This window comes from Halopenitus persicus (assembly GCF_002355635.1).
GTDB classification, from domain to species: Archaea; Halobacteriota; Halobacteria; order Halobacteriales; family Haloferacaceae; genus Halopenitus; species Halopenitus persicus_A.
On the sequence record NZ_AP017558.1, the window covers coordinates 2573461 to 2593943 of the forward strand.

The window sequence follows — 20483 nt, forward strand, 5'->3', positions numbered from 1 at the left end:
GCGTCGAGTGCCTCGATCTGGGTGCGTGTTGCTAACGCCCATGGTTCGAGGGGACAGACCGATAGGATATAAAACTCACGTTACACCGGAGCGTTCCGGCGCCACGACGTCCGTCATCGAACGGACGTCGAACCACGATCGCGGCGGTCGCGGCCGTTCCGGTCAGTCGATCCGGGGATCGAACCGGGCCGCGAACACCGCCACGAGCAGCCCCGACAGCAGCAACATCGCGCCGATGGCGTTCATCTCCGGCGTCAGGTGGCGGCGAAGCCGGTCGAAGATCAAAAGCGGCATCGTGAACGTGTCCGGACCGCTCACCATGAACGTGATGATGAACTCGTTGAGCGAGAGCAGCATCGCGAAGATGAACCCCGAGACGACCGACGGGAAGATCTGCGGGAGGACGACGAGGACGAACGTCTCGGCGCGGGTCGCGCCGAGATCGCGCCCCGCCTCGGTGATCGCCGGCGGGAAGGACCGCACTGCGGCGTAGATGATCAGGAACGTGTAGGGGAACACGTAGATCACGTGGCCGACGAGCACGGAGAGGAACCCGAAGTCGATACCGATGACCGAGAGGTACAACAGCAGCGCGATCCCGATGAAGATGACCGGGATGAACATCGGCAACAACAGCGATCCGATGAGCCACCGGATCCAGTCGCCGGCGTCGTTCGCCTCCAACCGCGAGAATCCGTATGCGGCGGGAAGGGCGAGCAGCGTGGCGACCACCGCGCTGGCGACCATCAGCCGAACGGACAACCACAGCGCACTCCAGAACTCGGCGTCCGCCGCCAGATCCCGGTACCACTCCAGAGTGAACCCGGTCAGCGGGAAGAACCCGAGGTCGTTGGCGTTGAACGACATCACGATCACGAGCGCCATCGGAACGTAGAGGAACGCGATCGTGAACCCGGCCAGCCAGCGGGTGACGTCCAGGTCCGACGGGACCCGGGCATCGACGGTATCGCCCAGCGTTCCGATCGCGGATTTTCGCGCCATCAGGTCATCACCTTCCGAAGGGTGAGCCACCGCGAGAGCCCGGCCAGCACCACGAGGACGAACGCGAACAGGACGACGCTATACGCCGCCCCGAGCGGCCAGTTGAAGCTGTCCTTGAACTGGTTGACGAGGACGTTCCCGTACCACAACGTCCGGGGGGATCCGACGAGTTCGGGCGTCACGTACGCGCCGATCGCCCGTCCGAAGATGAAGACGAACGACAGGACGATCCCGGGCATCGCGAGCGGCAGGATCACGTATCGAAGGACCTCGAACCGGTTCGATCCGAGGTCGTACGCCGCCTCGATCTGCGAGCCCGGGATGGCGTCGACGGACCCGTACATCGCGAACAGCGAGTACGGGAGGTAGATGTACACCATCGTTGCGATCACCGCGAACTCGGTGTACAGGAGGCTTATCGGCTCCGCGACCGCGCCGACCCCGGTCAACACCTCGTTGATGAGCCCCTTGTCGCCGAGCATCAGCATCCACGCCCAGGTCCGGACGATGTAGTTCGTCCAGAACGGGGCGATCGCGACGAGGATGAACAGCGCGCCGGCCCGCCCGTCGAGCGTCTGGCCGCCGTACCACGCGACCGGGAACGCCATCGCGGTCGTGACGACCGCGATCACGAGCACCTTCGCCAGCGTCTTGGCGAAGATCGCCACCGTCCGCGTCGAGTCGAACAGCGCCTGGTAGTGCTCCAGCGAGAAGCCCGGATTCCAGAGGTTCCCCTCCATCGGCCAGAAGCTGAAGTAGATCGCCCACACGAGCGAGAACAGCCCGATCCCGACCATCACGGCGACTGCCGGCGCGGTCAGTGCGAGATCGCGGAGCGTCCGACCCCGGCCGTGAGAGCGGATTCGCGGGAGCTTCATGTGGCGTGTTCGGTGACTGTGCCGGTCACGGGACTATCCCTTGAGCTCCTGCCACATCTGCTGGGCGGTTTCGAGCTCCTCGTCGCCGAAGTAGCGGCGCATCCGGAGCCGGTCCTCGTTCTCGAGGACGACCGACCGGTGATCGCGCTCGGTTTCGGTCATGTCGTCGCGCGCGTCGAGGTTGATCGGGAGGTTCCCCGCGTTTCGCATCTGCTGGATCGACGCGTCCGGCGAGGAGTAGTGGTCCATGAACTCGACCGCGAGGTCCGGATTGGGCGCGTCCGCGGCGAGCTGGTGGGCGTCCGCGTAGCCGTCGGTCCCCGCCGGCGGAACGGCCATCTCGACGGGATGGCCCTGGTCCATCGCCAGGAAGCCGGTGAGGTCCCACCCGTGTTGGACGACGACCTCCTCGTTGGCGATCAGCTTCAGGTGCTGGTCCTGCGTCGACCAGAGCGTGCGGTAGGAGGGGAAGGCTCCCTCCAGGGCGTCCCGACAGGCCTCGAGGTCGCTCGGCGGGTGTGGATGGTCGTCCCCGAGGTAGTATCCCGCGTTGGCGAAGGCCGCGATCGGCCAGTCGCGCATCGCGATCCGCCCGTCGAGGTCGTTGGACTCGATCGTTTCCGGGTCGAACAGGTAGTCCCAGGAGAGCTCGTCCGGCTCCTCGTCGATGACGTCGGTGCGGTACATCGGCCCGGTCATCCCGTACGCGTACGGGATCGCGGTCTGCGTCCCGTCGATGACACACCCCGGGGCGGTCCGTGCGCGCTCGACCAGGTTCCCGAAGTGGCTCATGTCGTCGGTCGGGATCGGTTCGACGAGGTCGGCGTTCCAGAGCGGCTCGACCCAGTTGTTGGTCACGCCGATCACGTCGACGTCGCCCTGATACTGCGTCCGCATCAGGCCGACCGCCTCGGAGTTCGTCGTCAGGCTGATCACCTCGACGTCGACGCCGTGTTCCTCCTCGAACGGCTCGACGATCGAGTCCGGGTAGTAGAAGTTGTACCCGAGGATGGTCAGGGTTTGGTCCCCGGATCCGCTGCTTCCCTGGGTCGCGCCGTTTCCGCTCCCGTCGCCGTTTCCGTCCCCGTTCCCGTCACCGTTTCCGTTCCCGCCCCCGTTTCCACCGTCTCCCAGGCAGCCGGCGAGTCCCGTTCCCAATCCGCCAACCGCACCGAGCGTCGCGAGGAATCCACGCCTGTCGTTCGACGGCGTCGGATCTGCGCGACTCGACGATCGCGTTCTTGTCATGGTTCGTCACGACAAGTGCAAGCATACTATATAACCCTTGTGAACGGGTGGCAGTAGACGCCGCGGATGACGAGGCGCCGGGCGGGATCGTGGATGTCGAACGGAAGATGCCGAGTACGGCCGAGTTTCGTATATCTCAAATCTTATGAGCACGGGGCCCGATCGACACCTATGGGATCGGATTCCGGCGACGGACGGCGGCTCGAAACGGTCCGAAACGCCTTCGAGATCGTGGAGTCCCTCAAGCGGCGCGAGGGCGCGAGGCTCACGGACCTGGCGACCGAGTTCGACGTCTCCGACGGAACGATGCACGCGTATCTGAACACGCTGCGTGCCGACGGGCTAGTATATAAGGCCGACGGCGAGTACCGTCTCTCGTTGGAGTGGTTCACGCTGGGGACCGAGCTTCGCGAACGGATGCCGGTCTACCGCCACGGGAAGGGGCCGGCGGACGATCTGGCGCGACGAACGGGTGACCTCGTCTACCTGGCGGTCGAGCAGCGCGGGCGCGTATACTACCTCTATCCGACGCGCGGCGACGACGCCCCCGAGCCCGCGACGTCCGTCGGAACGGTTCGACCGCTTCACGCCGTCTCCGCCGGCAAGGTGCTGTTGGCGGCGATGCCCGACGGGAAGCGAGAGAGCGTCCTCGAGAACCTCACTTTCGAGCCGGTCACCGAGAAGACCATCGTCGACCGCGAGGAGTTCCGCGAGGAGCTCGACCGCATCACCGACCAGGGATACGCGCTCAACGACGAGGAGGAGTTCCTCGGTTCCCGCACCGTCGCGACGAGCATCGCCCACCCCGACCGCGGCGTGGCCGGCGCGATCTGCGCCAGCGGGCCGAAGACCCGGTTCGATGACGACTACATCGACGACCTGCTCCCGGCCCTCAAGGAGACGGCCAACCGGATCGAGATCAACCTCCAGCGGTCCTGAATCGTCCACGTTCGCGGGATCGATCGCCGGTGTTCCTGCGAACGCCTACTTCGTCATATACGAATCCAACCCGTTGGAACGGTTTCCCGTCCCACGGAAGCGTCACGTCGATCCGAATGGTGGTGTTTCCTCGATTTCCGTCGGAATCCCTCCAAACTCCATTACAGAATTATGTCTGTAATCACCGCCGCGGAAAACGGAATATTTCGTGATATACGAAGTACGAGGATCCCCGGAAGCAAAACTATTAATATTGGATGTCAATATAGGAGGTGCAATGACACGTCACTGCGAGGGTTGGTGACCGATGCGGATCTGCATCGTTGGAGCGGGGATCGCGGGCTGTCACGCGGCCTTCGATCTCGCCGCCGACCACGACGTCACGGTGCTCGACAGGGTCGGGATCGCCGCCGAGGCGACCGGATACTCGGCGGGGCTCGTCGCACCCACGCAGTATTACCCCGACCGCCCCGCGATCGCGCGCCACGCGAACGGCTTCTTCGCCGACTTCGACGGATCACACGGCTTCGAGTTCACCGAACGGGACCGGCTCGACGTGATGACTGACGAGGAGGCCGAGACCGCCCGATCGACCGCCGCGAAACTCGCCGACGCCGGCTTCCCCGTGGATTATTTCGAGACTGACGAGATTTCGGACCGGTATCCCCGGATCCGACCGGACGACTTCGCCGGAGCGGTCCGATACGGGGACACCGGTTGGGTGGACCCGTACACTTACGCGACCGCGCTCAAGGCGGCCGCCGAGGTCGACGGCGCCGCGTTCGAGATCGGCGTCGAGGTCGAGGACGTTCGGCTCGGACGGAGCGACGACCACGCCGTCCGGACTGACGACCACGCCGTCCGGACTGACGACCACGTTATTCGTACCGACGACGGCCGCTACGAGGCCGACGCGATCGTCCTCGCCGCCGGGTGGCGGACTCGGGACCTGCTGCCCGGCGACCTGGAGGTTCCGATCCGTCCGTATCGGACGCAGTGCGTCGTCCTCGAACCCGAGACGCCGCTGGAGGACTCGACCCCGACCGGCCGGATCGGTAGCGAGCACCTCTACTTCCGCCCGGAGCACAACGGCGACCTGCTGATCGGCGGCGCACACGACACGATCGCGGACCCGCGAACCGCCTCGACGGACGCCGACGAATCGTTCACCCTCGATGTCGCCGGATTCGCCCCGACGTTCTTCGAGGGGTTCGACGACGCCGGGTTCCTCAACGGCTGGGCCGGGGTCGACACGGCCTCCCCCGACACCCGCCCGATCATCGACTCGCCGGTCGGCGCGCCCGATTCCCTGGTCGTCGCGACCGGGTTCAACGGGCTCGGCGTGATGACCTCGCCGGTCGTCGGACCGACCGTCCGGCAGCGGCTGACCGGGGAGCCGGCACCGTTCCCGGCCGAAACGTTCGCCGCGGATCGCTTCGACGACGTCGGCACTGACTTCGAGTACGTCTCCACCTCCGAGGTGTGACCGACTCCGAGCCGCTCCCTACCCTGGATCGCTTCGATAAAGATATTTTTTCTGAGTGTTCTTATAAATAGTCGAGGTGGTGACCGTATTGCTCGGACGATCGACGATCGGTTCCCGTGATCGATCTCCGTGATCGATCCCCGTGGGTTCGTGGAAGCACAAATCTCGTCTCGTCGACCGGATATGGCACCGACACCGCGTTTTCGCTTCCGTTCGACCCCGTCTCCCGATTCCGGGGATCTTTGCGCGGATCAGTCAACGGACACACCGGATCGTGGGAAGCGAATCTATAACCCCGAACGAGGACGAAGCGGAAGGAAGACCGGGCGAAGGCGGACGTAGGGATGAGGCGGACGAGGGATGAGGCGGACGAGGGATGAGGCGGACGTAGGAATGAGGCGGACGTAGGAATGAGGCGGACGTAGGAATGAGGCGGACGTAGGAATGAGGCGGACGTAGGAATGAGGCGGAAGGGGGGACGGAGGAAGAGGGATACGACCGGACATCGTCGGAGCGGGCGATCCCGACGATCAAACCGTTCTCGAAGTCCAACCGAAATTATGTATTCCTTTAATATATTCTTATATATTGGTACTTCTGTGGTCCATTCCGATCCATCGGTACGCGGAGGTTGTGGTTTCGGCGACGAGCCAGTGCCCCGGTTTCCACGCACCGGTGCCCGCGCTCCGGTGCCCGCGCTCCAGCCCCCTGGCTCCGGGCTCCGGTTTCGAACTGCCGACGGGCATCCAACAACACTTATCCCGATCCTCCGGCTTCGCGGATATATGAGCGAGACCGATGCTCAGGCCGACGTCACGGTCGTCCTCCCGGACGGATCATCCCTCACCGTACCGGCCGGGTCGACAGTCGAGGACGTCGCCTACGAGATCGGCCCCGGGCTCGGTCGCGACACCGTCGCCGGGAAGATCGACGGCGAGCTCGTGAGCAAACACGATCCCGTCCACGACGGCGCCGAGATCGAGATCGTGACCGAGGACTCCGACGCGTACCTCACGGTCCTCCGTCACTCGGCGGCCCACGTGTTCGCCCAGGCGCTACAGCGGCTCCGCCCGGAGGCGAAGCTGACGATCGGCCCGCCGACCGACGACGGGTTCTACTACGACGTCACGGACGTCGACCTCGACGAGGACGACCTCGACGAGATCGAGACGGAGATGGAGGCGATCCTCGAGGCCGATTACGACATCGAGCGCGTCGAGCGCTCCCGCGAGGAGGCGCTGGAGCTCTACGCCGACAACCCGTTCAAACGCGACATCCTCGAGACCGAGGCGGCCGGCGAGGACCCGGTCAGCTTCTACGTCCAGGACGACTGGCAGGATCTGTGTCAGGGCCCCCACGTCGACTCGACCGGCGAGATCGGCGCCGTCACGCTGCGCAACATCTCCTCGGCCTACTGGCGCGGCGAGGAGGACAACGAGAGCCTCACGCGCGTGTACGGCACGGCCTTCGAGTCCGAGTCCGACCTCGAGGAGTTCCTCGAGATGCGCGCGGAGGCGGCGGAGCGTGACCACCGGAAGATCGGCCGCGAGATGGATCTCTTCTCGATCCCGGACCACTCGCCCGGCTGCGCCCACTACCACCCGAACGGGATGCGGATCCGCCGCGAGCTCGAGGAGTACATCCGCGAGAAGAACGACGAGCTCGGCTACGAGGAGGTCTGGACGCCCGAGCTGAACAAGGCCGAGCTGTGGAAGCCGACCGGCCACTACGACGCGTTCAAGGAGGCGGGCGAGATGTTCGCCTGGGAGCAGGACGACACCGAGTACGGCCTGAAGCCGATGAACTGCGCGAACCACGCGCATATCTTTGACGACGACCAACACTCCTACCGGGACCTCCCGCTGCGCTACTCCGAGTTCGGAACCGTCTACCGCAACGAGCAGTCCGGCGAGCTGTCGGGACTGCTCCGCGTTCGCGGGCTCACCCAGGACGACGGCCACGCCTTCGTCCGCCCCGACCAGATCGAGGACGAGATCCGCCGGACGATCGGCGTCATCGAGGAGATCTACGACCAGTTCGACCTCGAGATCATCTATAAGATCGAGACGCAGGGCGAGAACGCCGTCGGCGGCGACGACATCTGGGAGACCGCCACGGACGCGCTCCGGACCGCCCTGGAGTCGAAGGGGCTCGAGTACGACGTCGAGGCCGGCGAGGCCGCCTTCTACGGCCCGAAGATCGGCCTGAACGCCCGGGACGCGATCGGTCGCGAGTGGACGATCGGCACCGTCCAGGTGGACTTCAACATCCCGCGCCGGCTCGATCTCACCTACACCGGCGAGGACAACGACGAACACCACCCCGTGATGATCCACCGCGCCCTGCTCGGCAGCATCGAGCGGTTCATGGGCGTGACGATCGAGCACTTCAAGGGCAACTTCCCGCTGTGGCTGGCCCCCGAGCAGGTCCGCGTCCTGCCCGTCTCCGACGACACGCTCGGGTACGCCCATCGCGTGAAGAACGCCCTCGCCGACGCCGGCCTCCGGGTCGAGGTCGAGGACCGCGACTGGACCGTCGGCCGCAAGATCCGCCAGGCGCACGACGACCGCCTGCCGTACATGGTGATCGTCGGCGGTAACGAGGAGGAGTCGGACACGATCTCCGTGCGCGACCGCTTCGAGAACGAGGCGGACGGGGTCGATCTAGAGGCGTTCGTCGACCACCTCGTGGCGGAACGCGAGGAGAAGCGGACCGAGCCGGACTTCATCGACCCGTAGCCGGAACGCGCCCGCAACGGCCGGTCCCCGGCCGTCGCACTTTTCACGCGCCGCTCGGTACTCGGGGGTATGTCCGACCGAGCCGAGACGCGAGGGACGGCCGAGGGCGCCCCCGACGTGGGCGAGCTGACGCCGCCCGACCGCACCCTGATGGGCCCGGGACCGAGCGACGTCCACCCGCGCGTGCTGCGGGCGATGAGCACGCCGCTTGTGGGCCACCTCGACCCGGCGTTCGTCGAGATGATGGACGAGGTCCAGGAGCTGTTGCGGTACACCTTCCGAACCGACAATCGGTGGACGATCCCGGTCTCGGGGACCGGGTCGGCCGCGATGGAGGCGGCGATCGGCAACCTCGTCGAGCCAGGTGACACGATGTTGGTTCCGACGAACGGCTACTTCGGCGGCCGGATGGCCTCGATGGCCCGCCGGGCCGGCGGCGAGGTCGTCGAGGTCGACGCGCCGTGGGGCGAGCCGCTCGAGCCGGCCGACGTCGCGGCCGCCTTCGACGAGCACCAGCCCGACGTCTTCGGGTTCGTCCACGCCGAGACGTCGACCGGCGTCCTGCAGCCCGCGGTGCCGGAGCTGACGTCCATCGCCCACGACCACGACGCGTACGTGATCGCGGACACCGTCACGTCGCTCGGGGGCGTGGAGCTGCGCGTCGACGAGTGGGACGTCGACGTCGCCTATTCGGGCCCGCAGAAGTGTCTCTCCTGTCCGCCGGGCGCGAGCCCGCTCACGCTGAACGACCGCGCGATGGACAAGGTGCTCGACCGCGAGACGGACGCGCGCTCGTGGTACCTCGATCTCTCCCTGCTGGAGGGCTACTGGGGCGACGAGCGGTCGTACCATCACACGGCGCCGATCACCAACGTCTACGCGCTTCGGGAGGCCCTCCGGCTCGTCGCCGAGGAGGGGATCGAGGAGCGCTGGGCGCGCCACCGCGCGGTCGCCGGCGACCTGAAGGCGGGCCTGCAGGAGCTGGGCCTCGAGATGAACGCGCCGGACGACTACTGGCTGCCGAGCCTCAACGCGGTCCGGGTGCCCGACGGCGTCGACGACGCCGCGGTGATCGACCACCTGATCGCAGAGTACGACCTCGAGATCGCGGGCGGGCTCGGCGACCTGGCCGGCGACATCTGGCGGATCGGCTGTATGGGCCACTCCGCGCGCCCGAAGAACGTCGAATACCTGCTTGCCGCCCTCGCGGACGCGCTCGCGGAGCAGGGGGCCGTATAGGCGCGGCGACCGAGACCGGCGGACGAATCGGTCCGGCTGGTATCGGTGTGAGCCGGAGTCAAACCTAAGCCGGTCGGCGTCGAACCGTCGCGTATGGGCGACCGACCGTGCGACCGCGTGTTCTGTCCGGCGTGTGACGCACCGGCGACGACACGGGACGCCGAGTGTCCCGACTGCGGCGCGGTGCTCCCGGCCGAGGGGCGGTAGCGCCGCGGCACCGAACGTCGATCGCGAAGTTCAACGCCCCGTTTGAGCTACCGCCGGCGGTCAGTGCGTTCGGTGCAGCCGTCTTCCGATCGCGGGTCCAGCGTCAACCGTCTCGCGTCCCTCCTCTCCGGGTCGGTCGGTCGGTTTGATTTTTGTGGCGTCGCAAAAAATACGGATATATGGCGCCGACAGCCCTCCAACGAACGGTTCGACGCTGCACTGCCGTCCTCGCCGTGCCGCTGTCGCTGTATCCGATGGTCTTCGTCGCTCGCCTCGAAACGGACGGCTATCCCGCTATGGATCTCGTTCTCACTCTGGCGGACGAACTCGCACTCGGCGTGTTCGTCGGCGCAGTACTGTATCTCGGCGGCAGCCTGCTCCACCAACTCGGGCAGCGTGCCGACGGAGACGGCGCCGAGTGATCTCCGTCGGGGAGGACGCGCCCGGCCTCGAATCGAACTGACGCCGAAGGCCGAGTCTCCCAACCCGTTACTGGTGCTATCCACTATGTATGGACGGTTCAGCCGCTACCAGTCTGCTTTCGCATCCGTCTTCGAGAACGCGGGCCGGGAGGGATTTGAACCTCACTCACACGTGCCCGGTTCGCTGCGCGCGTGTTCGCTGATTCAAATCCCTCCATCGTAACGCCGTCGCTCGCGAGTTTGCTCGCGACGGCAGGACGGGCCGGGAGGGATTTGAACCCCCGACCGACGGATTAAGAGTCCGTCGCTCTCCCTAACTGAGCTACCGGCCCTCACGTCCCCCTATCCGGGTCACCATAAAAGGGCTTTCGTCTTCGCGGCCCGGTGGGTCCCCGTCCCGCGGTCCGGTCCACCGCACCCGTGCTCGATCCCCGCAGCCGACCCACGACCATCGATCCCCGCAGCCGACCCACGACTATCGATCCCGATACCGGGGGACGCAAGCGCGCCAATTAAGTGTCGGGCCATCGGAACCTGCGTACCGATGAGTACAGGGGCGAGCGGGACGGCACGGACGCGTTACGCGATCCTCGGCTGTGGAAGCGTCGGCCACGCGGTGGCCGAGTCGCTGACCGACCGCGGCAAGGACGTGTTGATCCTCGACCGGGACGAGAGCCGGGTCGAGGCACTCCGCGACCAGGACCTCAACGCCCAGGTGCAGGACATCGCCGACCCGAGCGTCGCGGACGTCGTCGACGACCGGGACATCGTCCTCATTCTGGCCTCCGACGTCGAGGCGAACAAGGACGCGGTCACGGCGCTCCGGGAGCGCAGCGACGACCACTACGTCGTCGTCCGCGCCTCCGACCCCGTCAGCGAGGACGAGCTGCGCGAGCTGGGCGCGGACGTGGTGATCAACCCCTCGACGGTGATCGCCGATTCCGCGCTGCGGTCGCTGGAGACCGGCGAGCTCGAGTACATGGCCCGCCAACTCGCCGACATCCTCTCCGGGACGGACGGGGAGATGGCGATCCTGACCCACGACAACCCCGACCCCGACTCGATCGCCTCCGCGACCGCGCTGCAGGCGATCGCCGAGTCGTACGACGTCGAGGCACACATCATCTACCCGGGCGAGGTCGGCCACCAGGAGAACCGCGCGTTCGTCAACCTGCTCGGGATCGAGCTGCGCTCGCGTGCGGAGTCCCCGCCGCTTGCCGACTACGAGACGATCGCGCTCGTCGACCACGCCAAATCCGGCGACCCCGAGATCACGATCGAGGCGGACGTCGACGTCTACATCGACCACTTCGACTCCGACCGCGAGTACGACGCCCGGTTCGTCGACATCCGAACGAACGTCTCCTCGACGTCGACGATCCTCACCAAGTACCTCCAGGAGTTCGACCTCTCGCCCTCCGAGGCGGTCGCGACCGCCCTCCTGTACGGCATCCGGGCGGAGACGCTGGATTTCAAACGCGACACCACGCCCGCGGACCTGACCGCCGCGGCCTACCTCCATCCGTTCGCGAACCACGACACCCTCGAGCAGGTCGAGTCGCCCTCGATGTCGCCGGAGACGCTCGACGTGCTCGCGGAGGCGATCCAGAACCGCCAGGTGCAGGGGAGCCACCTCTTCTCGAGCGCCGGCTTCATCCGCGACCGGGACGCCCTCTCGCAGGCGGCCCAACACCTGCTCAACCTCGAGGGGATCACCACGACCGCGGTGCTCGGCGTCGCCGACGAGCACATCTACCTCGCGGCGCGCTCGAAGGACATCCGCATCAACATCGGCAACGTCCTCCAGGACGCCTTCGAGGACATGGGCGAGGCGGCCGGCCACTCCACGCAGGGCTCCGTCGAGATCCCGCTCGGCATCTTCACTGGCATCGAGACGAACGAGGAGAACCGGGACACGCTGTTGCAGCTCACCGAGGAGGCGGTCCGCCGGAAGCTCTTCGACGCGATGGGCGTCGAGGGGTCCGAGGGATCGAACGGATCCTAGTCGAAGCGCCTCGGCGAACGAACCCGGTCGAACGGAACGAGGTCCCGTCGATCGGGATCAGGCCACGGCTTCGTCGACGTCCTCGTCGCCCTCGACGTCGAGCCGCTCGATCACGTCGTTGATGAGGATGACGTCGCCGACCGCGCGGACCCAGCGGTACGGAACGATGACGCCCTGGCCGGGCTGGACGCGCGACCGGAAGAGCTGGCCGTTCAACTCCGCGAGCGCGAGCCCGGTGACCGTCTCGGCGTCGAGGTCGAGGCGGACGTCCTCGACCTCGCCGACGAACACTCCGTTGTTCGAGTACACCTCGCGACCGACGAGGCTCGTGATCTCGTCTGGCGTTGGTTCCATACACGCGTGGTCACCAGCGTGCCTATTAAGCGTTGGTTGTCCAGCCGACGGGCGTCTGACGACCACCGCCCCGGCGACCACGCACCGCGCTGCGGTCGCCGGAGGCGTCGGGGACGGCGACGCGAACGGCGAAAGTAACAAGCCGACACGTCGAGACGAACGCGTATGCGACTGGCGGACTACTGGGGTGTCGGCCCGAAGACGAGCGAGCAGCTCACGTCGGAACTCGGTGCCGAGGCGGCCATCGAAGCGATCGAATCCGCGGACGTTCGCGCGCTCGTGGACGCGGGGATTCCGCGCGGACGCGCGACCAGGATCCTCCGGCGTGCCGCCGGCGAGGCCGAGATGGACGTGCTCGCGACCGGCGACACGCGGTCGGTCTACGACGACCTCCTCGCGCGCGCCGCCGGCTACGCGCTCACCGACCACGCGGCCGACCGGATCCGCGTGCTCACCCCGCTGGCGGACCGCGACCGGATCGAGGACCGCCTCACGGACGTCCTCGCGGCGCGGGACGCCTGGCGGGACCTGACCGACGCTGACCGCGAGCGGGTACGGGAGGCCTTCGCGGCCTACGACGAGGCCGGCGGATCCGACCGGGCCGCCGTGGAGACCGCGATCACGCTCCGGGAGGTCGACGTCGCGGGCGAGCCGTTCGCCCCGCTGGCCGACCTCGATCCCGAGACGCTTCGGGAGGCGGCCGGCGCGCTGGGATACCTTCGGGAGCCGGCGACGTCGGCCGGACAGGGGGACGAGGCCGGGGACGACGTCGAGGTCCTCGAGGGAGCCGACGCGGAACTCGACCGGCTGCGCGAGCAGCTCGCCGAGGCGGAGGCGCTCGAGTCGTCCGCCTTCGACGTCATCGACGCCGTCCGTGACGACGCGATCCGTGACTTCGAGTCGTTCAAGGGCGGCGTGATCGACCACGTGGCGACGCGGACGTCGATCGAGCCCGGCCGGATACGGGCCGCCGCGCCCGAAGACGCGGTCGACGCGGCCGACTTCGTCTCGGGAACCCTGCGGACGCTGCGGGAGGAGCTGGCCGAGACGGTTGCCGAACGCGAGGCGACCGTCGCTGCGGACCTCCGCGACCGGATCCACGGGGCCGACGGCGACGTCGAAACCGCCGTTGCCGTCGTCTCGGAGGTCGCGTTCCTGCTCTCGCTGGGACGGTTCGCGGCCGCGGAGGACCTCCGACGCCCCGAACTCGTCCCGGACGGGCTCGCGGTGTATCGCGCCCGAAACCTCTTCATCGAGGGTCCGGTCGAACCGGTCACATACGCAGTCGGGGACCACTCGCTCGATTCCGGATCGAGCGACGGCGGGTCGAGTGACGGTGGGCGGAGCAACCGTGACTCGAACGATGCCGTGGGGAACGGCGACGCGACGGACGCCGGCCAACCGTCACCCTCGCCCGCCGCGACGATCACGCCGCCGACGGGGGACCGCGTGACGGTCCTCACGGGGGCGAACTCGGGCGGGAAGACGACGCTGCTCGAGACGCTGTGTGCGGTTGCACTGCTCGCCGCGATGGGTCTTCCCGTCCCGGCCGAGCACGCCGAGGTCGGCCGCTTCGACCGGATCGTCTTCCATCGGCGGCACGCCTCCTTCAACGCCGGCGTGCTCGAGTCGACGCTCAAGTCGGTCGTGCCGCCGCTCGTGGAGTCGGGACGGACGCTGATGCTCGTCGACGAGTTCGAGGCGATCACCGAGCCCGGGCGGGCTGCCGACCTGTTGAACGGGCTCGTCGACCTGACGGTCGACCGGGGTGCGCTCGGCGTGTACGTCACCCATCTCGCGGACGACCTGAGCCCGCTGCCCGAGCGTGCGCGGATCGACGGAATCTTCGCAGAGGGGCTGACGCGGGACCTCGCGTTACAGGTGGACTACCAGCCGCGGTTCGGGACCGTGGGCAAATCGACGCCGGAGTTCATCGTCTCGCGACTCGTCGCGAACGCCGACGACCGGGCGGTCCGCGGCGGATTCGAACGCCTGGCGGAGGCGATCGGCGAGGAGGCCGTCCAGCGGACCCTCTCGGACGTTCGGTGGTCGCCGGAGTGATGGGTCCGGGTCCGTTCGACCGATTCGGTTGCAGGCCGGACTCGACTCGGGTCGGGTCCGGTCTCGGACTGACGCGACCGACTCAGCCCTCGATCGGATGTTCGAGCGAGTCGAGCAACGTCTCGACGTTCGCCCGCTCCTGGTCGGCCAGCTCCTGCGGGTAGACGCCGACCGGAATGAGGAAGTCCTCCTCGTGTCTGAGCGACCCGGTATGGACGTTCACGTCGACCTCCTGGCCCTGGAAGGTCGCCGTGCCGGCGAAGATCGCGACCTCGTAGTCGGTGCCGAGCGTCGTGGCGGTGGTCCGTGCCCGCTCGCCGCGCACGCGCAGTCCCTCGTACTGGGAGGCGACCAGGTCGACGAGCTCGGCCTCGTCGTACTCGCTGACCGGGTTGAGCGACTGCCCGGCGATCTCGAAGGCGGGCGTCGAGACGACGGCGAACACTCCGGCTCGCGCGTCCCCGAGGAGCGGGATCTCGAAGGACTTCTCGTACGTCGCGACGGCGTTCGTCGCGATCACCGTCCGTTCCTGACCCGCGATCTCGAAGGTCTCCTCGAGGGTTTGCTCCTCGATCCCCTGGAACTCGTACCCGGTCGCCTCGGAGACGTTCGCCTGGACGCGCGCCGGACTCGCGCTCTCCTCGAGCGGCTCCGACCCCGTGAGAAACCCGAGACAGCCGCTCGCGGACGCGAGCGTGGCAGCACCGATCCCCCCGATGATCGACCGTCGCGTTGACATGGGTCCGCTTTACGAGCGTGTATATATAAACAGCGCGGCGCGCCGGCATCGCGTCGGACGACCCGGCTGAACGAACGCGGACCCTCCGGTCGAAGGGACCCGCCCGAAATATAAATACCACATATGTCCTATTAATCTGATATATACGTATGTTTGTCCGGTTATGGTATCTATTAGGAGATATTTAAGACCTATATTGGGATAAATATGATCTGAACTAAAATTATAAGTTGTACAAACGCCAACCGACGGATATGTCGACCCAACCGTCCACGACGCCCGACCCGACGTGGACCGATCCGACCGACTGTCCCTTCTGTGGCGCGTCGCTTCCGGACCCCGGTGCCGGGTTCGTCGATCACATTCGCGAGAACGACGCGTGTGAGTCGGGCTTCGACGAGTGGCGGAAGAACGTGGCCGGGGACATCCGTGGCGAGTGGAGCGGCTGAGCGCGGATCCTTTTAAGTCAGTTCCGACGGACGAGCCGATATGAAGCTTCACCACGCCGGGATCGCGACTCGGGACGTCGACGACCTCGCGTCCCTGTTCGCCGACCTGCTGTCGACGCCGGTCGTCCACGAGGAGCGCGTCGACGGGATGCGGGTCGTGTTCTTGGAGGCGGACGCGGGCGGGTACCTCGAGCTGCTCGAGCCGGTAGCGGACGGTCCGATCGCGACCTACCTGGACCGACACGGACCGGGGATCCACCACCTCGCGCTGTCGACGGCCGACGTCCAGGCCAGCATCGACCGTGCGCGCGAGCTCGGCGTGGAGCCGATCGATGACGCCCCACGTCAGGGTGCGTGGGGGCACGAGGTCGCGTTCCTGCATCCGGGATCGACGGGCGGAGTGCTTCTGGAGTTCGTCGCGGAGTCGCACTGACGCGGGTTTTTAAGTAACGACGCGAGGGATGGGGACGTATGGTCGCTTTCGAAGCCATCGACGTCGCGTTGGTACTCGCCGGGCTGTTGTTGGCGTTCGTCGGCGCCGCGGTCTCGGTGTATGCCGTGACGCTCACCGGCTTCCTGGTCGGCGGCGGGATCGGATCCCTGCTTGCCCCGTCGCTGGCCGGGGTGATCGGGCTCGAGGGACTGGCGCTCTCCGCCACTGCCGTTCTCGTCGGCGGCGTGGCCGGTGCGATCCTCGCGTACGCGGGGCTCTCCGTCGCCGTTCTCGGGATCGGCGCCGTCGTCGGCGCCTTCCTCGGCCGCTTCGCGGTCGGTCCGTTCTACGTGGACGGGATCCTCCCCCTCGCGGGTGCGACGTTGGCGGGGATGGCCGCCGGCGCGGTCCTCGGATTCGTGCTCACGCGGACGACCCTCGTGTTCTCGACCGGGTTCATCGGCGCCGCCTTCGCCTCCCGGTCGCTGACGGTCGCCGACTTCGAGGCGGCCGCCGACCCGATCTCGTTCGAGCCGCTGCTGTTCGACCCGACGACGCCCGCGTTCCTCGCGGTCCTCGGCTTGGGAGTGCTCACCCAGCTCGGGCTGTTCCGGTTCGGCTACGTCACGACGATCGTCGGGTTCCTCCCCGGCGCGCGCCGGTGGACCGCGAGCGACGACGGCACGGACTCGACGTGAGCGCATCATCGTCGAAGTCGGCGGCGACACAAGCCGGCGGCGACACAAGCCGGGCTGGACGTGCGGCATCGATGTGTGGCACCGCTGTGGCATCGATGCGGCATCGGTCTCGGCGGCGCGTGCGGGTCGTCCTACTCCTCGTCCTCGGACAGCGGCGAGAGGAACGGGTCGGGATGCTCGTGGATGAACGCCCCGGCCGCCGCGCCGTCGTCGCCGATGAATCGGGTCCGGAACTCCTCGTCCTCCCGCGCCGCCTCGGCAATGTCAGCGAGGTCGGCAAGCGGGATCGATCCGGCCAGCAGTATCATCCGTTCGTCCGCGGTGGCCCGGAGCTCGGTCACGATGTAGAGCGTCTCGTCGGCGGTTGCGACGTACACCGACGAGTCGGTTACCGAGTCGGTCCCGACCTCCTCGATCGCCGTCGCCTCCTCGCCGGGGAGGATGTACGTGATCCCGACCGGCGGGCGTTCGATGATCCCCGTCGCCGTGGCGGTGACGGTGACGACGTCCCAGCCGCGCTCGCGATATCCCTCGGCCATCGCGTCCCGGTCGGCGAGGGTTGCGGCCCACGCGTCGTCGGGGTCGGTCTCGTCCATACCCCCCGCTCTCGACCACGCGTGGAAAAACCCGGTGGTCGGTCGGAGACGCGACGGGCGCGAGGCCGTGAACGGCGACGCCGTCGCAACCGGCGATCGGCGTCCGCCGGAGCCAACGAGTCGGCGAATCGACACGCGGAGAAACGTTGAAGTGTCGGATCGACGAACGGCCGGTATCCGGTGATCGACCGTGACTGAGACCACGTCGTCCGACGATGGCCCCGATCCGACCGACCTCCGGTGGGTCGGCCCCGCGACGGCGGCCGAGCTCGACGCGGCCGGGATCGACGCTGCCGACATCACCGACAAGCGCGTGTCCTACCGGCTGCTCGTCGATGCCGGAGTCAATCCCGGCGTCGCCGCCAAGATCCGCCGCGAGCACTCGCTGTCGTGGTCCTTCGAGGCGGGCGAGGGCCTCGAGAGCCGGTCGGCGCAGGTCCGCGGACTCGGTCGCGAGGAGGCCGACTGGATCGCGGCCTCCGCCGGCGATTGGGCCGATAGTAGGGTCACGGGCGGGAACGGTGCCGAACACGCAACCCACGGCACCGACGATGCTGGTGGCACCGACGGCACCGAGGGAAGCGACGCGACCGAACCGACCGACGCGACCGACGACGCGTGGTCCCCCGGCGATTGGCCCCGGATCGACGGGCAGGACGCCGACCGATCCGGCGTGACGGATCCGGACACCGGACGAACGGAGGCGGAGGCCGACGGCAGCGGCGACCCCGAACTGGCGGAGGCGGCCTGGCGCAAGCGGTCCCGTCCCACGCCAGTCACCGATCTCGAGGCCGTCGACCCGGCGGGCGCCGACCTGCTGTCCGAGGCCGGGATCACGTCGGTTCGGAGCCTCGCGACGGCGGACCCGGAACACGTGGCGGACGTGTTGGACGTCGACGCCGATCGGGTGAGCGGCTGGCACGAGGCGGCGCGGGCGGCAAGCGACTGAGACGTCGGCCGTGGACGGTGGGCGACTGGGACGCCGTGGGCGCGACCACGCCGAACCCACCACGATCGCCGCGAGCGACGGTACCGTAGTGTTTTTGATGACGGTTGCCGGACGTGTATACGATGATTCACGACGCCGACGACGCCATCACGCGAGACGGCAAGCTCCTGATCCTGGCGTACGACCACGGGCTCGAACACGGTCCGGTCGACTTCGAGCCGAACCCGGAAACCGCCGATCCGGAGCGCGTCTTCGAGCTGGCGACCCACGACGCGGTGACCGCGCTGGCCGTCCAGAAGGGTGTCGCGGAGGCGTATTACCCCGACTACGACGATGCCGTCACCCTCCTGTTGAAGCTCAACGGCACCTCGAACCTCTGGATGGGCGAGCCCGACTCCGCCGTCAACTGCTCGGTGGAGTACGCCGCCGATCTGGGCGCCGACGCGATCGGCTTTACCCTCTACGGGGGCTCGAACCACGAGATCGAGATGGCCGAGGAGTTCCGCGACGCACAGGAGGACGCCCGCGAGCACGACATGGGCGTCGTGATGTGGTCGTATCCGCGCGGCCAGGGGCTGAAGAACGACACGAGCTCGGACACGATCGCCTACGCGGCCCGTCAGGGCCTCGAGCTCGGCGCGGACGTCGCGAAGGTGAAATACCCCGGTTCCGCCGCGGCGATGGCCGAGGCCGTCCGGATGGCGGGGCCGACGAAGGTCGTGATGTCGGGCGGCTCGAAGACCGACGACCTCTCGTTCCTCGAGACGGTCGAGTCGGCGATCGACGCCGGCGCGAAGGGACTGGCGGTCGGCCGGAACGTCTTCCAGCGGGAGAACCCGACCCAACTCCTCGACGCGCTCGAGGGCGTCATCTTCGAGGAGCTCCCGGCGGCGGAGGCGCTCGAACGGGCCGGCGGGGACCCGGAGACCGCGGCCGAGTGATGACGGACGACGACTCCGCAGGTGACGACTCCGCAGGCGACGACTCCGCAGGCGACGGTTTCGTGGATGATCGCGTCGCCACCGACGGCAGGACGGGCGAGGGCGGCGCGACCGACCGCTCCGTCCGTGACGTCGTCGAGTCGGTGTTCGACGCGGTCGCCGAGGCGGCCCCGGAGATCCGCCGCTCGCTGCCGGGTCGACGCGTCGAGAGCGGGACGGCCAACCCCTCCGGCGAGACCGTGATGGCCGCGGACGTCTACGCCGACGAGCTGCTGGCCGACCGGATCGGCGCGGTCGACGGCGTCGGCGAGTTCGCCAGCGAGGAGCGGGAGTCGGCCGCGGACGTCGGGACCGGCCTCGCGGTCGCGATCGACCCCCTCGACGGCTCCTCGAACCTCCGGTCGAACAACGCGATGGGGACCGTCGTCGGAGTCTACGACGCCCCGCTTCCCGCCTCGGGTCGGGACCTGGTTGGGGCGGGATACGTCCTCTACGGACCGATCACCACGATGGTCGTCGCGACCGAGGACGGCGTCCGCGAGGAGGTCGTCGAACCGGACGACGCCGGCGTTTCCCGGACGGTCGTCGAGGAGTCGGTCGAGCTGCCCGCGGACCCGACCGTCTACGGGTTCGGCGGACGCGTCCCCGACTGGCCGCCCGCCTTCGAGTCGTACGCCCGCGAGATCGAGGCGGAGCTCAAGCTCCGGTACGGCGGCGCGATGGTCGGCGACGTCAACCAGGTGCTCACCTACGGCGGGGTGTTCGCCTATCCCGCCCTGCAGAGCGCTCCGAACGGGAAGCTTCGACTCCAGTTCGAGGCGAACCCGATAGCCTACATCGTCGAGCAGGCCGGCGGTTCCGGATCGGACGGGGAGCGGGACGTCCTCGACGTCACGCCCGAGAACCTCCACCAGCGAGTGCCGCTCCACGTCGGCTCCACACCCCTGATCGACCGGCTCGAGGACGCGCTGGCGTAGGGACGCGCTGGCGTAGGGCGCGCTTCGGGATGGGAGGCTGTCGGAGGGACGCGCCCCGCGGCGTCGGCTGAGGTTCGGGTCGGTCCCGTCGTCGTTCCTCCTCGCTCGCCGAGAAGCCTTAT

General features: G+C 67.8%; 20 protein-coding genes and 1 tRNA gene. 14 read left to right on the forward strand and 7 right to left on the reverse strand.

Features of this window, described 5'->3' with window-relative positions:
• Positions 1–162: 162 nt before the first annotated feature.
• Genes CPZ00_RS12505 through CPZ00_RS12515 form a run of 3 tightly spaced genes read right to left on the reverse strand, consistent with a single transcriptional unit; the run spans position 163 to position 3128 of the window.
• Positions 163–1002, reverse strand: coding sequence for an ABC transporter permease (locus tag CPZ00_RS12505; RefSeq protein WP_096391177.1), 840 nt, complete (start codon positions 1000–1002; stop codon positions 163–165).
• Complete coding sequence (locus tag CPZ00_RS12510; RefSeq protein WP_096391178.1) at positions 1002–1880, reverse strand: ABC transporter permease; 879 nt, start codon at positions 1878–1880, stop codon at positions 1002–1004. The genes CPZ00_RS12505 and CPZ00_RS12510 overlap by 1 nt, the downstream gene beginning before the upstream one ends.
• Before the next feature lie 33 nt (positions 1881–1913).
• A complete protein-coding gene (locus CPZ00_RS12515; RefSeq protein ID WP_157744240.1) occupies positions 1914–3128 on the reverse strand; it encodes an ABC transporter substrate-binding protein in 1215 nt (404 codons plus the stop codon).
• 171 nt (positions 3129–3299) lie between these two features.
• On the opposite strand from CPZ00_RS12515, the gene CPZ00_RS12520 reads away from it, so the two are divergent.
• The 6 genes from CPZ00_RS12520 (at position 3300) to CPZ00_RS12540 (ending at position 10159) form a co-directional block, all read left to right on the forward strand.
• Positions 3300–4067: an IclR family transcriptional regulator gene (locus CPZ00_RS12520; protein ID WP_172861831.1), complete on the forward strand. Its 768-nt coding sequence runs from the start codon at positions 3300–3302 to the stop codon at positions 4065–4067.
• Between the two features lie 307 nt (positions 4068–4374).
• Complete coding sequence (locus CPZ00_RS12525; RefSeq protein WP_096391181.1) at positions 4375–5553, forward strand: NAD(P)/FAD-dependent oxidoreductase; 1179 nt, start codon at positions 4375–4377, stop codon at positions 5551–5553.
• A 785-nt stretch (positions 5554–6338) separates the two neighbouring features.
• On the forward strand, positions 6339–8291 hold the full coding sequence (gene thrS, locus CPZ00_RS12530) for a threonine--tRNA ligase (RefSeq protein WP_096391182.1): 1953 nt from the start codon (positions 6339–6341) through the stop codon (positions 8289–8291).
• Positions 8292–8360: 69 nt separating this feature from the next.
• Positions 8361–9530, forward strand: coding sequence for a pyridoxal-phosphate-dependent aminotransferase family protein (locus CPZ00_RS12535; protein ID WP_096391183.1), 1170 nt, complete (start codon positions 8361–8363; stop codon positions 9528–9530).
• 93 nt (positions 9531–9623) lie between these two features.
• Positions 9624–9737 carry a zinc ribbon domain-containing protein gene (locus CPZ00_RS15405; protein ID WP_157744241.1) on the forward strand — a complete coding sequence of 38 codons (114 nt, stop codon included), beginning with the start codon at positions 9624–9626 and terminating at the stop codon, positions 9735–9737.
• A gap of 179 nt (positions 9738–9916) precedes the next feature.
• Positions 9917–10159: a hypothetical protein gene (locus tag CPZ00_RS12540; protein ID WP_096391184.1), complete on the forward strand. Its 243-nt coding sequence runs from the start codon at positions 9917–9919 to the stop codon at positions 10157–10159.
• Positions 10160–10417: 258 nt separating this feature from the next.
• Here the strand turns inward: CPZ00_RS12540 and CPZ00_RS12545 are convergent.
• A tRNA-Lys gene (locus CPZ00_RS12545) sits at positions 10418–10491 on the reverse strand.
• Between the two features lie 212 nt (positions 10492–10703).
• Here CPZ00_RS12545 and CPZ00_RS12550 point away from each other — a divergent pair.
• Positions 10704–12164, forward strand: a complete 1461-nt coding sequence (locus CPZ00_RS12550) for a DHH family phosphoesterase (protein WP_096391185.1) — start codon at positions 10704–10706, stop codon at positions 12162–12164.
• Positions 12165–12221: 57 nt separating this feature from the next.
• Here the strand turns inward: CPZ00_RS12550 and CPZ00_RS12555 are convergent, their stop codons facing one another.
• A complete protein-coding gene (locus tag CPZ00_RS12555) occupies positions 12222–12518 on the reverse strand; it encodes a PRC-barrel domain-containing protein (RefSeq protein WP_096391186.1) in 297 nt (98 codons plus the stop codon).
• Positions 12519–12683: 165 nt separating this feature from the next.
• On the opposite strand from CPZ00_RS12555, the gene CPZ00_RS12560 reads away from it, so the two are divergent.
• On the forward strand, positions 12684–14579 hold the full coding sequence (locus tag CPZ00_RS12560; RefSeq protein WP_096391187.1) for a MutS-related protein: 1896 nt from the start codon (positions 12684–12686) through the stop codon (positions 14577–14579).
• A gap of 82 nt (positions 14580–14661) precedes the next feature.
• On the opposite strand, the gene CPZ00_RS12565 is transcribed toward CPZ00_RS12560, so the two are convergent.
• The gene (locus tag CPZ00_RS12565; RefSeq protein WP_096391188.1) at positions 14662–15318 is read right to left on the reverse strand and encodes a DUF6517 family protein; all 657 of its coding nucleotides are present in this window, start codon (positions 15316–15318) and stop codon (positions 14662–14664) included.
• Between the two features lie 254 nt (positions 15319–15572).
• Here CPZ00_RS12565 and CPZ00_RS12570 point away from each other — a divergent pair, with 254 nt between their 5' ends.
• Genes CPZ00_RS12570 through CPZ00_RS12580 form a run of 3 tightly spaced genes read left to right on the forward strand, consistent with a single transcriptional unit; the run spans position 15573 to position 16898 of the window.
• On the forward strand, positions 15573–15767 hold the full coding sequence (locus CPZ00_RS12570; protein WP_096391189.1) for a DUF7501 family protein: 195 nt from the start codon (positions 15573–15575) through the stop codon (positions 15765–15767).
• 40 nt (positions 15768–15807) lie between these two features.
• Positions 15808–16200: a methylmalonyl-CoA epimerase gene (mce, locus tag CPZ00_RS12575; RefSeq protein WP_096391190.1), complete on the forward strand. Its 393-nt coding sequence runs from the start codon at positions 15808–15810 to the stop codon at positions 16198–16200.
• A 38-nt stretch (positions 16201–16238) separates the two neighbouring features.
• Positions 16239–16898, forward strand: a complete 660-nt coding sequence (locus tag CPZ00_RS12580) for a phosphate ABC transporter permease (RefSeq protein WP_096391191.1) — start codon at positions 16239–16241, stop codon at positions 16896–16898.
• Between the two features lie 131 nt (positions 16899–17029).
• On the opposite strand, the gene CPZ00_RS12585 is transcribed toward CPZ00_RS12580, so the two are convergent.
• The gene (locus CPZ00_RS12585; protein WP_096391192.1) at positions 17030–17494 is read right to left on the reverse strand and encodes a DUF7529 family protein; all 465 of its coding nucleotides are present in this window, start codon (positions 17492–17494) and stop codon (positions 17030–17032) included.
• Between the two features lie 190 nt (positions 17495–17684).
• Here CPZ00_RS12585 and CPZ00_RS12590 point away from each other — a divergent pair, with 190 nt between their 5' ends.
• The 3 genes from CPZ00_RS12590 to CPZ00_RS12600 all read left to right on the forward strand — a co-directional run bounded on the left by CPZ00_RS12590 (position 17685) and on the right by CPZ00_RS12600 (position 20361).
• A complete protein-coding gene (locus CPZ00_RS12590) occupies positions 17685–18443 on the forward strand; it encodes a DUF7409 domain-containing protein (RefSeq protein ID WP_096391193.1) in 759 nt (252 codons plus the stop codon).
• 122 nt (positions 18444–18565) lie between these two features.
• Positions 18566–19384 (forward strand): class I fructose-bisphosphate aldolase, encoded by an 819-nt coding sequence (locus CPZ00_RS12595; RefSeq protein WP_096391194.1) that lies wholly within the window; start codon positions 18566–18568, stop codon positions 19382–19384.
• Positions 19384–20361 carry a class 1 fructose-bisphosphatase gene (locus CPZ00_RS12600; RefSeq protein ID WP_096391195.1) on the forward strand — a complete coding sequence of 326 codons (978 nt, stop codon included), beginning with the start codon at positions 19384–19386 and terminating at the stop codon, positions 20359–20361. The genes CPZ00_RS12595 and CPZ00_RS12600 overlap by 1 nt, the downstream gene beginning before the upstream one ends.
• The last annotated feature ends 122 nt before the right edge of the window (positions 20362–20483 follow it).